The sequence below is a fragment of the Actinomadura chokoriensis genome (assembly GCF_041463665.1).
Classification (GTDB): Bacteria; Actinomycetota; Actinomycetes; order Streptosporangiales; family Streptosporangiaceae; genus Spirillospora; species Spirillospora chokoriensis_A.
Window position 1 is genome coordinate 144,099 of sequence record NZ_JAXCEJ010000002.1, and the last position, 15,012, is coordinate 159,110.

Annotated in this window: 14 protein-coding genes; 10 read left to right on the forward strand and 4 right to left on the reverse strand. The window is 73.7% G+C overall.

Annotated elements, in window-relative coordinates; all coding sequences use genetic code 11:
- Positions 1–5: 5 nt before the first annotated feature.
- The 8 genes from SM418_RS04010 to SM418_RS04045 are packed head-to-tail and all read left to right on the forward strand — an operon-like array spanning position 6 to position 8,100.
- The gene (locus SM418_RS04010) at positions 6–815 is read left to right on the forward strand and encodes an ABC transporter permease (protein WP_371939136.1); all 810 of its coding nucleotides are present in this window, start codon (positions 6–8) and stop codon (positions 813–815) included.
- Entirely contained in the window at positions 812–1,660 is an 849-nt protein-coding gene (locus SM418_RS04015) for an ABC transporter permease (protein WP_371939138.1), read from the forward strand. The genes SM418_RS04010 and SM418_RS04015 overlap by 4 nt, the downstream gene beginning before the upstream one ends.
- A complete protein-coding gene (gene mdlC / locus SM418_RS04020) occupies positions 1,657–3,258 on the forward strand; it encodes a benzoylformate decarboxylase (RefSeq protein WP_371939140.1) in 1,602 nt (533 codons plus the stop codon). The genes SM418_RS04015 and mdlC overlap by 4 nt, the downstream gene beginning before the upstream one ends.
- Before the next feature lie 38 nt (positions 3,259–3,296).
- Positions 3,297–4,280: an ABC transporter substrate-binding protein gene (locus SM418_RS04025; RefSeq protein WP_371939142.1), complete on the forward strand. Its 984-nt coding sequence runs from the start codon at positions 3,297–3,299 to the stop codon at positions 4,278–4,280.
- The gene (locus SM418_RS04030) at positions 4,277–5,053 is read left to right on the forward strand and encodes an ABC transporter permease (protein WP_371939143.1); all 777 of its coding nucleotides are present in this window, start codon (positions 4,277–4,279) and stop codon (positions 5,051–5,053) included. Before SM418_RS04025 ends, SM418_RS04030 begins: the two co-directional genes overlap by 4 nt.
- On the forward strand, positions 5,050–5,910 hold the full coding sequence (locus SM418_RS04035) for an ABC transporter permease (RefSeq protein WP_371939145.1): 861 nt from the start codon (positions 5,050–5,052) through the stop codon (positions 5,908–5,910). Before SM418_RS04030 ends, SM418_RS04035 begins: the two co-directional genes overlap by 4 nt.
- Before the next feature lie 55 nt (positions 5,911–5,965).
- A complete protein-coding gene (locus SM418_RS04040; RefSeq protein WP_371939147.1) occupies positions 5,966–6,820 on the forward strand; it encodes an ABC transporter ATP-binding protein in 855 nt (284 codons plus the stop codon).
- Between the two features lie 17 nt (positions 6,821–6,837).
- Positions 6,838–8,100, forward strand: a complete 1,263-nt coding sequence (locus SM418_RS04045) for a flavin-dependent oxidoreductase (RefSeq protein WP_371939148.1) — start codon at positions 6,838–6,840, stop codon at positions 8,098–8,100.
- Between the two features lie 16 nt (positions 8,101–8,116).
- On the opposite strand, the gene SM418_RS04050 is transcribed toward SM418_RS04045, so the two are convergent.
- Positions 8,117–8,737, reverse strand: a complete 621-nt coding sequence (locus SM418_RS04050; RefSeq protein WP_371939150.1) for a TetR/AcrR family transcriptional regulator — start codon at positions 8,735–8,737, stop codon at positions 8,117–8,119.
- Positions 8,738–8,854: 117 nt separating this feature from the next.
- On the opposite strand from SM418_RS04050, the gene SM418_RS04055 reads away from it, so the two are divergent.
- A complete protein-coding gene (locus SM418_RS04055; RefSeq protein WP_371939152.1) occupies positions 8,855–10,249 on the forward strand; it encodes an MFS transporter in 1,395 nt (464 codons plus the stop codon).
- The gene (locus tag SM418_RS04060) at positions 10,246–10,932 is read left to right on the forward strand and encodes an SGNH/GDSL hydrolase family protein (RefSeq protein ID WP_371939154.1); all 687 of its coding nucleotides are present in this window, start codon (positions 10,246–10,248) and stop codon (positions 10,930–10,932) included. Before SM418_RS04055 ends, SM418_RS04060 begins: the two co-directional genes overlap by 4 nt.
- On the opposite strand, the gene SM418_RS04065 is transcribed toward SM418_RS04060, so the two are convergent.
- The 3 genes from SM418_RS04065 to SM418_RS04075 all read right to left on the reverse strand — a co-directional run bounded on the left by SM418_RS04065 (position 10,914) and on the right by SM418_RS04075 (position 15,012).
- Positions 10,914–12,707, reverse strand: a complete 1,794-nt coding sequence (locus SM418_RS04065; RefSeq protein ID WP_371939156.1) for a bifunctional 3'-5' exonuclease/DNA polymerase — start codon at positions 12,705–12,707, stop codon at positions 10,914–10,916. The genes SM418_RS04060 and SM418_RS04065 overlap by 19 nt on opposite strands.
- A gap of 123 nt (positions 12,708–12,830) precedes the next feature.
- On the reverse strand, positions 12,831–13,334 hold the full coding sequence (locus SM418_RS04070) for a DUF4234 domain-containing protein (protein WP_371939158.1): 504 nt from the start codon (positions 13,332–13,334) through the stop codon (positions 12,831–12,833).
- Between the two features lie 157 nt (positions 13,335–13,491).
- Positions 13,492–15,012 carry a metallophosphoesterase family protein gene (locus tag SM418_RS04075; RefSeq protein ID WP_371939160.1) on the reverse strand — a complete coding sequence of 507 codons (1,521 nt, stop codon included), beginning with the start codon at positions 15,010–15,012 and terminating at the stop codon, positions 13,492–13,494.

The following is a 15,012-nucleotide window of genomic DNA, read 5'->3' on the forward strand; positions in this document are numbered from 1 at the left end:
CACCCATGGCACACCAGACGACGCCACCCCGTGGCCTCTCGCGTCCCGGCAAGTGGGCGCGGGGGGCCGCCGGGGTGGCGGTCCTGTTCCTGGCGAGCGAGGTGCTGGGCAGGGCCGGGATCGTGGACCGTTCCTACCTTCCGCCCGCGTCCAGCATCACCGCGCGCGCGTTCGAGTTGTTCGGCGACCCGGACTTCCTGTTCAACGTGCGGGTCACGCTCACCGCGTGGGCGCTCGGCATGCTCATCGCCATCGCCATCGCGGTGCCGCTCGGGCTGCTGCTCGGCAGCGTCCCCGCGGTGAACACCGCGGTCCGCGCCATCGTGGAGTTCCTGCGGCCGATCCCGTCGGTCGCGCTCATCCCGCTGGCCGGGCTGCTGCTCGGCTCCGGCCTCAGCATGGAGGTGCCGCTCATCGTCTACGCCTCCAGCTGGCCCATCCTGTTCAACACGATGTACGGGCTGCACGACGTCGACCCCACGGCCAAGGAGACGCTGCGCACCTTCGGCTTCAGCCGTCTGCAGGTCCTGCTCAAGGTCTCGCTCCCGAGCGCCGCCCCCTTCATCGCGACCGGCATACGGCTCGCCGCCGCGATCGCCCTGATCCTCGCCGTCAGCACCGAGATCCTGTCCGGCTTCGGCGACGGCCTCGGCATGTTCATCGCGCAGGCGGGCACCGGCCCCGACGGGAACCGCGACGTGCTCGCCGGCACCATCTGGGCCGGCTGCATCGGGCTGATCATCAACATGGTGCTGGTGCAGGCCGAGAACCGGGCGTTCCGGTGGCACAAGGCGCAGAGGAGTGGTGCATCGTGACGGCGGCCGCCCTTACCGTGCGGGCCGCGCGCCCGGGCGGCTTCGCGGGACGGCTGGTCCGCGGCCTGCTGCACCGCGCGCTCCCGCTGGTGATCCTCGTCGCCGGCTGGGAGGCGGCGACCCGGATCGCCGACAGCCCGTTCTTCCCGCCCCCGTCCGACATCGTGGGCCGGATGCGGGAGATGTGGTTCTCCGGCCCCGCCGCCCACCTGTACTTCGGCGGCGACGCCGGTGACTCCATCGCGCCGAGCCTCACCCGGATGGCCGTCGCGCTGCTGCTGTCGATCGTGGCCGGCGTCGTGCTCGGCATCATGATCGGCCGCTCCGAGCGCGTGCTCGCCTACCTCGACCCGATCCTGCAGTTCGCGCGCGCGATCCCGCCGCCCACCGTGGTGCCGGTCTTCATCGTGCTGTTCGACCTCGGCACGCAGATGCAGATCGCCTCGATCGTTTTCGGCGCCGTGTGGCCCATCCTGCTCAACACCGTGGACGGGGTGCGCAGCGTCGACCAGACGCAGATGGCCACCGCCGAGGTGTTCCGGCTCTCCGGCCTGGAGCGGATCCGGTTCATCATCATCCCCTCGGCGCTGCCGAAGATCTTCGCGGGCCTGCGGCTGGCGCTGTCGCTCGCCCTCATCCTGATGGTCTTCGCCGAGCTGCTCCCCGGTACCTCCGACGGGCTCGGCTTCGAGCTGACGAACGCGCAGAGCCAGTCCGATCTCCCCACCATCTGGTCGGTGATCGTGCTGCTCGGCATCCTCGGCTACCTGTTCAACACGATTCTCCTCGCGGTGGAGCGGCGGACGCTGCGCTGGCACCGCGGGGCACGAAAGGCAGATGAATGACGACGGAGTTCACGGTCCGGGACGCGGTGTTCGACTTCTGCCGACGGGTCGGGATGACCACCGTCTTCGGCAATCCGGGCTCCACCGAGCTGCGCATGCTCCGTGACTTCCCCGAGGACTTCTCCTACGTGCTCGGGCTCCAGGAGATCGTGGCGGTGGGCGCGGCGGCGGGCCACGCCATCGGCACCGGCAACGCCGCCCTGGTCAACCTGCACTCGGCCGGCGGCGTCGGGAACGCGCTCGGCGCGGTCTTCACCGCCCACCGCGACCGCGTGCCGATGGTCATCGTCGCCGGGCAGCAGACCCGCGCGATGCTGCCGACCCGGCCGTTCCTCGGCGCCGACGAGCCGGAGCAGTTCCCGCGCCCGTACGTGAAGTGGAGCCGGCAGCCCGCCCGCGCCGAGGACGTCCCGGCCGCGCTCGCCGAGGCCTACCGGATGGCGATGACGCCGCCCCGCGGCCCGGTCTTCCTCTCGGTGCCCGAGGACGACTGGGACCGCCCGGCCGAACCCGTCCCGCACCGCGAGATCCGGGTCGCGTTCTCCGCCGACCCGGCGGCGCTGCGCGAGACGGCCGACGCGCTGAACGGCGCCGGGAACCCCGTCATCGTCGTCGGCTCCGGCGTCGAGGACGAGGACGCGTCCGCCCTCGTCGTCGACCTCGCCGAGCGCATTGGCGCGCCTGTGTGGATCAGCCCGCTGTCCGGACGGTCCGGGTTCCCCGAGGACCACGCGCTGTTCCAGGGCTTCCTGCCGCCCGTCCGGGAGCAGCTCGCCCGGCGCCTCGCGGAACACGATGTCGTCCTGGTGCTCGGCGCGCCGGTCTTCAACTACCACGTGCACAGCGAGGGGCCCTACATCGCCGAGGGCACGCGGCTGTTCCACCTCGACTGCGACCCGGTCCAGACCTCGTGGGCGCCGGTCGGGACGAGCGTCCTCACCACCATCCGGGCCGGGGTGACCGGCCTGCTCGACCTCGTCGAGAAGGCCGGCAGGCCCGCCCCGGAACCGCGTCCCCGGCTCGCCAAGCCGCAGGCCGCGGACCCGATGGACGCGGCGCTGGTCGTCGAGACACTGCGCGAGCGGTTGCCCGAGGACGCGATCATCGTGGAGGAGTGCCCGAGCCACCGGGACATGTTCCACGCGCGGCTCCCCATCACGAGGCCCGGCGCGTTCCTCACCATGGGCAGCGGCTCGCTCGGCTGGAGCCTGCCCATGGCGGTCGGGCGCGCCATGGCCGGATCCGGCGAGCGGATCGTCTGCGTCCTCGGCGACGGCGCGATCATGTACTCGGTCCAGGCGCTCTGGACGGCCGCCCAGTACCGGCTGCCGATGACCGTGATCGTCCTCAACAACGGCGGTTACGGCGCCGTCCGGGCGCTCGGCCGCAGGATCGGCATCGAGGACGTCCCCGGCGCGGACGTCACCGGCGTCGACTTCACCGCAGTGGCCCGGGGGCACGGCTGCGCGGGTCGGGCCGTCACCACCGCCGCGGACCTGGACGCCGCGTTGGCCGAGGGGCTCGCCCATGACGGGCCGTTCCTTCTCGATGTCAGCGTTATGGCGGACAATTCGGCCATGTACGGCTCCACCCCCTAGCGATCTCCATCAACCCCCCGGCACATTGGAGAATCCTCATGTCCGTTCCCCACCCCCGTGCGGTGCTCGGCGGCGCGCTGGCCGTCGTGCTGGCGCTCTCCGCGGCCGCCTGCGGCGACTCAGGTGACGGCAAGTCCGCGAACGGCCTGGAGAAGTCCGAGATCACCCTCGGCACCATGACCGTGGCCGACACGGCGCCCGTCCAGCTCGCCATCGCCAAGGGCCTGTTCAAGGCCGAGGGCCTGACCGTGAAGACGCAGGTCATCCAGGGGGGTGCGGCCGGCGTCCCGCTGCTGAAGAGCGGCCGGCTCGACTTCAGCTTCGGCAACTACGTCTCGCTGTTCACCGCCGGGACCAAGGACCCCGGCTTCAAGCCGAGGATCGTCGCGGAGGGGTTCCGGAGCGCGTCCAAGACCCACGCGGTGATGGTGCGCGGCGACTCCCCCTACCGGACGATCAAGGACCTGGCCGGCAAGAAGATCGCCGTCAACACCAAGCGGAACATCAGCACGCTGCTGGTCCGCGCCGCCGGCACCCCGCAGGGCGTGCAGTTCGACGAGGACAAGAACTTCGTCGAGGTCGCGCCGCCTGCCATGGAGCAGGCCCTGAAGTCGAGCAGCGTGGACGCCGTCCAGGCGATCGAGCCGTTCGGCACCCAGATGGCGGCGTCGATGGGCGCGCGGATGGTCGCCGACCTCGCCGCCGGCAAGACCGCCGACCTCCCGATCGCCGGGTACGCCGCCACCGAGAAGTTCGTCAAGAAGAACCCGAAGACGGTCGCCGCGTTCCAGCGCGCGCTCCGGAAGGCGCAGGGCATGGCCGCCGACCGGAAGGTGGTCGAGGGCGTCCTGCCGACCTACGCCAAGGGCATCGACGCCAAGGTGGCCGCCTCCATGAGCATGGGGACCTACCCGACGACGCTGGACTCCGCCGCCCTCCAGCGGGTGGCCGACCTCATGAGCGAGTTCAAGTACGTGGACAAGCCCATCGACGTCAAGTCGTTCATCGCCTCGACTCCATGAACCCCCGCCGCGTCCTTCTCGGCGCCGCCGGGGTGGCCGGCGTGGCCGCCGCCGTCGAGACCCTGAGCCGTACGGGCCTCGTCGACGCGACCGCGCTGCCCCCGGCGTCCACCATCCTGCGGGAGGCGGGCCGCCTGGCGGTGGACCGGGAGTTCCTCGTGGACGTCGGGGCCACGCTCCAGGCGTGGTTCGGCGGGCTCGCGCTGGCGGTGCTGGTCGCGGTCCCGCTGGGCGTGCTGCTCGGTTCGGTACCGCTGCTCGGCACCGCGGCGCGGGCCCTGGTCGAGCTGATGCGCCCGATCCCCTCGGTCGCGCTGATCCCCCTCGCCATCATCCTGTTCGCGGATCCCACGCGGATGAAGATGTCGCTGATCTTCTACGCGTGCCTGTGGCCGATCCTCATCAACACCCTGTACGCGCTCCGGGACGTCGACCCGGTGGCCAAGGACAGCCTGCGCGCCTTCGGGTTCGGGACTCCGGCGGTGCTCTGGCGGGTGTCGCTGCCGAGTGCCGCGCCGTTCATCGCCACCGGCGTGCGGATCGCGGCCTCCGTCGCCCTCATCGTCGTGATCAGCACCGAGCTGTTCGCCGGCGGGGTCGACGGGGTGGGCATCTACCTGAGCGACACCCAGTCCGGCGGGGGCCGCCCCGACCTGCTGCTGGCCGGCGCGTGCTGGGCGGGCGTGCTCGGCCTGCTCGCCAACGTCGGCCTGCTCGGCGTGGAGCGGATCGCGTTTCGCTGGCACACCGCACGCGCGGAGGGAGTCGCATGAGCGAGGCGAGCACGCGGGCGCCGGCGGTCCTGCCCGCGCGGCGCCCGCGCGGCGGGGTCCTGCGGGGGGCGGCGCGCGGGTTCGCCGAGCGCGCCTGGCTGGTCGCCGCCGCCGCCGTGCTGTGGGAACTGGTCACGCGGGCGGTGGACGAGACCTACTTCCCGCCGCCCACGACGATCTTCAGGGCGCTGCACGAGCTGTGGTTCGGCGGCCCCGCGGCGCACCTGTTCCTCACCGACAAGGCGATGGACGACTTCTCCACGAGCCTCGGCCACCTGTTCGTCGGGTGGGCCGCCGCGGGCGCCGCCGGCATCGCGGCCGGCGCGGCGATCGGGCGCTCGGCGGTCCTGCGCGACCTGCTGAGCCCGGTGCTGGAGTTCCTGCGCGCGGTGCCGCCGCCGACCCTCGTGCCGTTCTTCATCATGGTGTTCCAGCTCGGCGCGACCATGCAGGTCGTCACGATCGCGTTCGGCGTGGTGTGGCCGGTGCTGCTCAACACCGCCGACGGCGTGCGCACCGTCGAACCGCTGCAGCTGGACACCGCCCGCGTGTTCGGCGTCGGCCCGGTCCGCCGGATCGTGACGATCATCCTCCCGGCCGCCGCGCCCAAGATCTTCGCGGGGCTGCGGGTGGCGCTGTCGTTCGCGCTGATCCTCATGGTGCTGTCGGAGCTGGTCGGCAGCACCGCCGGGATCGGCTCGGAGCTCATCGGCGCGCAGCGCTCCTTCGAACTGCCCCGGATGTGGGCGGGCATCGTGATGCTCGGCATCCTCGGCCTCCTCTTCAACGCCGTCTTCATGCTGCTGGAACGGCGCCTGCTGGCCTGGCACACCGGTGCCCGGCGGCTGGAGAGCTGACGATGACCCCCATGCCTACGAATCTCAGGACACGAACACAGAAAAGGCCCCAGTGATGCTTCAGATATCCGGCCTCACCCATTCCTACGCCGACGGGCACCTCGCGCTCGACGGCCTCGACCTGACCGTCCCGGACGGCGAGCTGCTCAGCATCGTCGGGCCGTCCGGCTGCGGCAAGTCGACCCTGCTGCGCTGCATCGCCGGGCTGATCCGGCCCACCGGCGGGACGCTCTCCCTGGACGGCGCGCCCGTCAACGGGGTGCCCGACGACCTCGCCGTGGTCTTCCAGGACTACAGCCGGTCGCTGTTCCCGTGGCTGACCGTCCGCGACAACGTGGCGCTGCCGCTGCGCCGGCGCGGGATGGCGCGGGCGGAGCGGCGCGCCGCCGCGGAGAAGGCGCTGGAGTCGGTGGGGCTGCCGGACGCGGGACGCAAGTACCCCTGGCAGCTGTCCGGCGGCATGCAGCAGCGCGTGTCGATCGCGCGGGCCCTGGCCTACCGCCCGTCGCTGATGCTGATGGACGAGCCGTTCGGGTCCGTGGACGCGCAGACCCGGGAGGACCTGGAGGACCTCGTCCTGCAGGTGCACCGGACCGAGAAGATGACGATCCTGCTCGTCACCCACGACATCGACGAGAGCGTCTACGTCGGCGACCGGGTCGTGGTGCTGAACCGGGCGCCCGCCCGGGTGCACGCCGACCTGCCCGTCGAGCTGCCGGCCGCCCGCGACCAGATCGAGACGCGGGGGCTCCCCGAGTTCGTCCGGCTGCGCGCCGAGGTGGGGCGGCTGGTCCGCGGCGGCGCCAAGGTGCCGGGCGCGGCGCCCGCGGCCGGACGGGGCGCACCGGAACCGGCGGCGGAGGCCGAACCGGCGGCGGAGGCCGAGGCGGGCTCCAAGCCGGCGCGGTGACGGGCGGGGGACGATCGATGCGCGTACTCGTCGTGGGGGCCGGGATCGGCGGGCTCACCACCGCGCTGAGCCTGCACGAGGCGGGCATCGAGGCGCTCGTCGTCGACTCCGCCGTCCGGCTCCGGCCGCTCGGCGTCGGCATCAACCTGCTCCCGCACGCCGTCCGCGAGCTCACCGAACTGGGCCTCGGCGGCGCACTGGCCGAGCTCGGCGTCCCCACCGCCGAGATGGTGCACTTCGACCGGTTCGGCGGCCGTATCTGGGGCGAGCCGCGCGGACGCGCGCTCGGCTACCACTGGCCGCAGTACTCGATCCACCGCGGCGAGCTGCAGATGGCGCTGCTCGACGCCGTGCTCGCGCGGCTCGGCGAGGAGTCCGTGCGCACCGGCACCGTCTTCGAGGGGGTGGAGCAGGACGGCGACGGCGTGCGGGCGCGGCTGCTCGACCGCGCGTCCGGCACCGCCGGGACCGTCGCGGCGGACGTGCTGGTCGGCGCGGACGGCCTGTACTCCGCCGTCCGCCGCGGGCTGCACCCGGGCGAGCCGCCGCCGCTGTGGAACGGCGTCCGGATGTGGCGCGGGCTCACCGAGGGCGAGCCGGTGCTGACCGGGCGGACCCTGGCCGTCGCGGGCAGCAACACCGCCGCCAAGCTGGTCGTCTACCCGATCTCCATGCGCGCCGAGCGGCGCGGCCGGGCCCTGCTGAACTGGGTCGCCGAGGTCAGGATCCCGGGCGACCGGTGGGATCGCACCGCCGACTGGAACCGGACGGGGCGGCTCGGCGACGTCCTCCCCCACTTCGCGGACTGGACGTTCGACTGGCTGGACGTCCCGGCGCTGCTGTCCGGCGCGGCGGAGATCCTGGAGTACCCGATGGTCGACCGGGACCCGCTCGCCCGCTGGACGTCCGGCCGCGTCACGCTGCTCGGGGACGCCGCCCACCCGATGTACCCGATCGGGTCCAACGGCGGTTCCCAGGCCGTCATCGACGCCCGCGTCCTGGCGCGCGAGCTGGCCCGGGCCGCCGACCCCGCCCGGGGTCTGCTCGCCTACGAGGAGGAACGCCGCGAAGCGGTCAACGCGATCGTCCTGGCGTGCCGCGACATGCCCGCCGACCGCATCCTGCACACCGTGAGCGAGCGCGCGCCGCGGGGGTTCGAGCGCATCGAGGACGTCCTTTCTCCGGAGGAGCTGGCCGCCATCAGCGGCGCCTACCGCAGGACGTCGTTCTCCGACGTCGAGACCCTCAACACCCGCCCGTCGTACACGACCGCGAGCTGACGCACCGGGCCAGGGGCTACGCGCCCTCGGGGCGGGTGGCGGCGGCCAGGCGGGCGTTCACGGCGCGGGTGGCGCGGTCGAAGAAGGCCGGGTCGTCGTGGAGCAGGGCGTGGGCGGCGCCCGTCCGGCAGAGGGCGTCGAGTTCGAAGGCCAGCTGGGGGACGTCGGCGGACGCTTCGATCTCCCCGCCGTCCCGCGCCTCGCGGAGGCAGCGTTCCAGGAAGGCGCGCCAGTCGCGCTGCGAGGCGGCGATGGCGTCCCGGACGCGGCCGGGCCGGGCGTCGAACTCGGCCATCGTGGAGTGGAAGAAGCAGCCGCCGGGGAAGACGGGTTCGCGCTGGTAGAGCCGCCAGGCGTCCAGGAGCGCGCGGACGCGGCCGAGGCCCGCGGGGACGGCGAGGGCCGGCTCGACCACGTGCTCGCGGAACACCCCGGCCGCCTTGCGGACGGTCGCGAGCTGCAGTTCCTCCTTGGAGCCGAAGTGCGTGAACACGCCGCTCTTGCTGATCCGCAGCTCGGTGGCCAGCCGGCCGATCGACAGCCCCTCCAGGCCCTCCGCGGAGGCGATGTCGGCGGCCCGGCAGAGGATGACGTTGCGGGTCTGCTCCCCCTTGAGGAGCCGTCCGTCGGTGCTCACGCCAACTAATCTGCACGACCGTTCGTGCAAAGTCAACGCGTCCAGCCCCTTGACGGCGGGGCCGCGCGGAGAAGAAAGTACGACCGTTCGTTTATTTTTCTCCCGAGAGGCTCGTCCATGACCGCCGAGACCACCACGGCTCCCGCCGCCGCGGCCCGTGCGCGACGGGACGTGCCCTGGCTGGCCGCCGGGGCGACGTTCCTGGCCATGCTGGACGCCACCGTGGCGAACCTGGCCGTACCCGACCTGCGCGCCGACTTCCCGGGCAGCTCGCTGTCCGGCCTGACCTGGGTGATCACCCTGTACGCGGTGCCGTTCGCGGCGCTGCTCGCCCCCGCCGGACGGCTCGCCGACCTGGTCGGCCGGCGGGCGCTCTACCTGTGCGGCGCCGGGCTGTTCACGCTGGCCTCGCTCGCCTGCGCGCTGGCGCCGAACGTGCCCGTCCTGCTCGCGACGCGCGGCGTGCAGGGCGCCGCGGCCGCCGCGCTGATCCCCGCCTCGCTGGCCCTGCTGCTGCACGACACGCCCGCCGAGCGCCGCGCGAGCGCCATCGGGCTGTGGAGCGCCGCGGGCGCCTTCGCCGCCGCGATCGGCCCCGGCGTGGGCGGGGTGCTGGTGGACCAGTTCGGCTGGCGGTCGCTGTTCGTCATCAACGTGCCGGTCTGCCTGGCGATGCTGGCCGGGGGTCTGCGGCTGCCGCGCGCCCGGGGCGACGCCGGACGGCTGCCCGACCTCGTCGGGACGGTCCTGCTCGGCACGGGCGTCGGCGGCCTCGCGCTCGGCGTCACCCAGACCCGGGACTGGGCCTGGACGGACGCCCGCACGCTCGCCCTGCTGCTCGGCGGCGCCGTGCTCGTCGCGCTGGCCCTCCGGCGGTCGGCGCGGCACCCGGTCCCCGCGCTGGAGATCTCGCTCTGGCGCGAGCGCGGGTTCGCCGCCGCGAACGCCGCCTCGTTCCTGTACGGGACGGCGCTGTACTCGTGGCTGCTGCTCGGGGTCCTGTACCTGACCGCCGAATGGGACTACTCGATCCTCAGGGCGGGCCTCGCCTCCACCCCCGGCGCGTTCACCGCGACGGCGGCGGCGATCGTGATGGGGCGGCTCACCGGGCGCTTCGGCGTCCGCCCCGCCGTGACCGGAGGAGCGTCGCTCATGGCCGCCGCCGGGGTCTGGGCGACCGTCTCGCTGCCCGCCGACCCGCACTTCCTCACGTTCCTGCTCCCGGTCGGCCTCCTCGCCGGGACCGGCATGGGGATGGTCACCACCGGCACCGCGTCGGCCGCCGCGCTGTCGGCCGGCCCGCTGCGGTTCGCCGGCGCCACCGGCCTCAACACCACGGCCCGCCAGCTCGGCGGCGCGCTCGGCATCGCCGTCCTCGCCGCGATGCTTCCGGCCGGCGCCGCGCACGACGACTACACCGCCGTCTACCTGTTCTGCACGCTCGCCGCCGCCGGCGCCGCCCTCGCGGGCCTGCTGACGACGGTCCCGCGTGCCCGAGAGGAGAGATCATGACCGAGTCGACACTGTCGGAGCTGACGGACCCGGCCGTCCTGCCCGCCGCCGAGGCCGCCGCGCTGCTGGCGGACGCGCCCTGGACGAGGATGGTGACGATCGGGGACAGCATCGCCGAGGGCGTCCGCGAGCCCGTGCCCGGGTACCGCGACCTGTCCTGGACCGACCGCGTCGAGGAGGCGCTCGCCGCGGTGACGCCCGGATTCACGACGCTGAACCTCGGCCGGCGCGGGCTCCTCGCCGCGGAGGTCGCCGCCGGCCAGCTCGGTCCCGCGCTGGAGTTCCGGCCGGACCTGGCGTTCGTGGTGGCCGGCGGCAACGACATGCTGCGCCCGGAGTTCGACGCGGCGGGGGTGCGGCGCGAGCTGGCCTCGATGATCTCCGCGTTCCGCGCCGCCGGGGCCGACGTCGTCACGATCGGGCTGCTGGACATCACCGTCGCCGGGCTCGGCCCGTCCCGCCACCGGGCGGAGCTGTCGGCCCGGTCGCGCCGGCTGGCCGCCCTGACCGCCGACGCCGCCGCCGAGTTCGGCGCCTGCCACGTCCACAATCCGCCGGACCATCCGGTCGCCGCCGACCCCGGCATCTACAGCGCCGACCTGCTGCATCTGAACGCGCGGGGGCACGCGTTCGCCGCGGCCAACACGGTCCGCGCGCTCGCGGCTCACTTGGCGTCGGCGTAGCGGTCGACCACCGCGATCTCCATGGGGAAGACGACGGGCGTGTCGCCGAACAGGAGGCGGCACGCCTCGTCGGCGGAGGCGTGCACGGCGGCGGTGACGTCCGCGGCGAGGCCGGCCGGGGTGTGCACGATGACCTCGTCGTGCTGGAAGAACACCAGCCGGGGGCTGGAGGACGGGGCGCCGAGCGGAGCTCGTCGACTGATTGGTGGCGGGTGGGGGCTGGAGGACGGGGCGCCGAGCGCGGTGAGGCGGCGGCGCAGGGAGCCGAGGAGGGCGAGGGCCCAGTCGGCGGCCGTGGCCTGGACGACGAAGTTGCGGGTGAAGCGGCCCCGGCTGCGCAGCGCCTGGGCCGCCGTGCCCTGGCCGGAGTCGTCGCCCGCGGCGGTCAGCTCGCGCCACCCGGCCGACGGGGGCGGGCAGGTGCGGCCGAGCCGGGACCGGACGAGCAGGCCCCGCTCCCCCGCCCGCGCGGCGGCCTCCACGTACTCGAACGCGTCCGGGAACCGGCGCTTCAGGACGGCGAGCAGCTGCACCGCCTCGCCCGTCCCGCCCCCGTACATGGCGGAGAGCAGGGCGAGTTTGGCCTTGTCGCGCGCGCTGAGGCCGCCGCCGGCGTCATCGTGGAAGGCGTCGGCGAGGGCCGCGTAGAGGTCGCCGTGCGCGGCGGCCTCGGTGAACGCGCGGTCGCCGGCGAGGGCGGCGAGCACGCGGGGTTCGAGCTGGGCGGCGTCCGCGACGACCAGCGACCAGCCGGGGTCGGCGACGACCGCCCGGCGCAGGACGCGCGGGATCTGCAGCGCCCCGCCGCCGCTCGTCGCCCAGCGTCCCGACACCACGCCGCCGACCACGTACTCGGGACGGAACCGGCCGCCGCTCACCCACGTGTCGAGCCACGCCCAGCCGTGCGCGGTGTGCAGCCGCGACAGCTCCTTGTACTCCAGCAGCAGCGGCACGGCCGGATGGTCGAGCCGCTTGAGGACGTGCGCGCGGGTGGACGGGATCGGCAGCCCCGCGGACGCGAACGCCTTGAGGATCTGCGCCGGGGAGTCGGGGTTGACGTGCGCACGAGGACGGAGCGTAGATGCGCCCTCCATTGGTGGCGGGTGGGGGCTGGAGGACGGGGCGAACGCGGCGCTGATGCGGTCGGCGAGGTCCTGCAGCCTGCGGGGCCGCAGCCCGCCGCTCGGGCGCGGGCCGAGCAGTTCGGTGAGCAGCGCGTCGTGCTCGGCGGCCGACCAGGGCAGCCCGTCGTGCCGCATCTCGGCCGCCACCAGCGCGCCCGCCGACTCGGCCGCGGCGAGCAGCGGGAAGCCGTCCAGCCCGGCGATGGCGCGCTGCTGCGCGGCGTGCACCGCGACGATCTGCCCGATGTCGTCGGCGGGCTCGGCGGGCCCCGTGTCGTCGTCGAACAGGGAGGCCTGGCCGGGCGGCGCGCCGGGCGGCGGACGGTCCGGCGGCACCGGCTCGCCGCGCATCCTCGCCCACGCCGCCGCCACCGAGCGCGGCTCGCCGTACCGTCCGGCGTGGCCGAGCAGCAGGCTCTCCACCAACTCCAGGTCGTGGCAGCGGGCCACCCGCACGCCCGCGTCGAGCAGTCGCGGGTAGAGCCGCGCCGTGGACGGCCAGACCCAGCGCGGCGCGCCGGCCCGCTCCTGGTCGGCGATCGCCGCGACCAGGTCGGGGACGATGCGTGCAGGTGCGGCGGGCGTGCCGTCCTCGGCGAGCGTGCGCAGCGTCCCCCCGTCACCGCGCCCGACGCCCACCGCGATCCTCACGCGTCCATTGTGGCCGCACCCGCCGACAGAACCCCGACACGCGAAAACCCCTCCGCGACGGGTGACGCGCGGAGGGGTTCGGCGTGATCTCAGCGGGGGCCAGGGCCGTAGCCCCAGGATCGATCAGGCGACGAGCGAGACCTGCTGGCCTGCGGGGGTGTCGCCGTAGCGGTCGGCGACCTTGTTCAGCTGGATCTGGTAGTACAGCACCCCGAAGCCGAGGATGCCGAGCAGGAAGCCCATGCCGCCGCTGCAGCTCGGCTGGAGGCCGGCGGCGCGCTGGGCCTGGGCGATGCGGCCGCCGAGCTTGACCCACATGACCAGGGGCCAGATGCCGAGGGTGATGCCGCCGAAGAGCATGGACAGCAGCGCGTTGGTGGCGGCGTTGTCGATCCGGCGGTCGTACTGGTACAGCTCGTCGTGGACCTTGAAGAACCAGACCAGGCCGTAGATGCCGAAGGTGATGATGGGGAGGCCGAGCCACGCTCCGGCCGGGTTGCGGCGCTTCATGTTGTGGCCCGCGCCGACGGCCGCGGGGGCGGCCTGCTGCTGCGCGGGGGCGGGCGCGTAGCCGCCCTGGTAGGCCTGCTGCTGTGCCTGGCCCTGACCCTGCTGGGGGTAACTCATCGAATTGCTCTTCCTTTGGGACGCGGTCGTTTTCCGGCCGACCGTCCGTTACCGTTCACCCGTGTGATGAGCCACGACTGTAACGGGATTGGGCCACGTCGGACGTGCGAATTGCCGACTATGGTCAGATTCCTGGCCGTTTCCGCGGCTTGTCGGGTCACCGCAGCGAGATCGTCACCTCGTCCTCGCACGGCGGCGCGGTCTCGTGGTCGCCGCAACCCGTCGCCGCGAAGCAGCGGATCCGGAGCTGCGACTCCGTCACGTCCAGGCGCAGGAAGCTCTTGAAGAACGGCGGCCGGTCCCAGTCGGCCAGCTCCGAGCGGAAGCGCTGCGGGAGCCGGTGCACCGGAAGCCGCAGGAACCGGGAGCCGCGCCTGCCCTCGCGCGGGACGCCGAGGACGGCGGCGACGAAGCGCGCGCGGCGCGACGGCGGGTTCTCGTGGATCGCCTTGTAGCCGCGCCCCGGCCGGATGCCGAGCCTGTGCCGGACGGCGGCGGTCGCCTCCTCCGGGGTCAGCTCGAACAGTTTCGGCAGCCGCAGCCACCGCCCGTACAGCTTGCTGTAGCGGGACAGGGAGTCGCCGCGCAGCGGGTAGCAGCGGAACTCGTTCTCTTCCACCGCCCGCGTCCGGGGGATCGTGTGGGTCGCGTGCATGAACGCGCCGCCGCCCCCCGAGACGATGTACTGGATCGTCCGGCCCTCGCCGGTCCGCACCGGGTAGCGCTGGTAGTTGTGGATGTCGCCGCCGATCGCGGCCACGTAGTGGTGCGCCGGGTCGCGGACGATCTCGTCGACCGTCCCGCCGCCCTCGGTCCGCCCCGGACGGTGCTCATCGTCCACGTACAGCGGCTTTCCGGTCACCAGCAGCTTGGGCTTGGGGCCGCCGGACACCTCGCGCAGCCAGCGGCCCTGGTCGCGGTCGAGGGTGCCGGTGATCCCGGTGTCGATGCCGATGATGCGCAGCGACGGCGTGTCGATCGCCCAGTACGGACCCGGCTGGACGGCCTGCTGCCCGGACGCGCCCCGGAACGTGCGGCGCGCCTCGGCGAGCGCCGCCGGGTCGACCGTTCCCGAGGCGCGCCAGAGCTTGCGGGGGACGAACGCGAGGGCTCCGCGCCAGGGCGGCGGCGAGCAGTCGGCGTCCAGGGCGCAGAAGACGTGCAGGAAGCCGCGCAGCCCGTCGTACCAGTCGTGGTTGCCGGGGACGGCGTAGATGGGCGCCGGGTAGTCCTGGTAGGGGCGGAAGAACTTCTCCGGGTACTGGCCGCCGTCCCCGGTCGGGTAGATCACGTCACTCGCGACGATCATGAAGTCGGTGCCGGCGGCCGCCTTCAGCAGCGGCGGCACCACCGCGTACTGCGACCGGTCGCCCTCCCCCGTGTCGCCGAGCAGCGCGAACGAGAACTCCGCGGACGAGCGGTGCACGGTGAACGCCGCCGGCGTCCCCCGTTCGCGCAGCGCGGCGACGCAGCGCCGGCGGATCGCGTTGGACGGGTCGCCGAACAGCCGCGCGAGCACGTCGTTGCGGGACCGCCACAAGACCGTGGGGCGCCGCCACGAGAAGTCGGGGATGCGCGACGGCAGCAGGTCGTTGAACGTGCCGGGTCTTCCGCAGACCCACCCGGCGCCCGCCTCGGAGGTGCGCGAGTTGTCGGGCGGGTGGGGAACCTCGGACAC

What these genes read in the sequence shown, in the direction of transcription:
- SM418_RS04010 (WP_371939136.1), top strand. Translation starts at nt 6, where the DNA reads ATGGCACACCAGACGACGCCACCCCGTGGCCTCTCGCGTCCCGGCAAG.
- mdlC (WP_371939140.1), top strand. Translation starts at nt 1,657, where the DNA reads ATGACGACGGAGTTCACGGTCCGGGACGCGGTGTTCGACTTCTGCCGA.
- SM418_RS04025 (WP_371939142.1), top strand. Translation starts at nt 3,297, where the DNA reads ATGTCCGTTCCCCACCCCCGTGCGGTGCTCGGCGGCGCGCTGGCCGTC.
- SM418_RS04030 (WP_371939143.1), top strand. Translation starts at nt 4,277, where the DNA reads ATGAACCCCCGCCGCGTCCTTCTCGGCGCCGCCGGGGTGGCCGGCGTG.
- SM418_RS04035 (WP_371939145.1), top strand. Translation starts at nt 5,050, where the DNA reads ATGAGCGAGGCGAGCACGCGGGCGCCGGCGGTCCTGCCCGCGCGGCGC.
- SM418_RS04040 (WP_371939147.1), top strand. Translation starts at nt 5,966, where the DNA reads ATGCTTCAGATATCCGGCCTCACCCATTCCTACGCCGACGGGCACCTC.
- SM418_RS04045 (WP_371939148.1), top strand. Translation starts at nt 6,838, where the DNA reads ATGCGCGTACTCGTCGTGGGGGCCGGGATCGGCGGGCTCACCACCGCG.
- SM418_RS04055 (WP_371939152.1), top strand. Translation starts at nt 8,855, where the DNA reads ATGACCGCCGAGACCACCACGGCTCCCGCCGCCGCGGCCCGTGCGCGA.
- SM418_RS04060 (WP_371939154.1), top strand. Translation starts at nt 10,246, where the DNA reads ATGACCGAGTCGACACTGTCGGAGCTGACGGACCCGGCCGTCCTGCCC.
- SM418_RS04070 (WP_371939158.1), bottom strand. Translation starts at nt 13,334, where the DNA reads ATGAGTTACCCCCAGCAGGGTCAGGGCCAGGCACAGCAGCAGGCCTAC.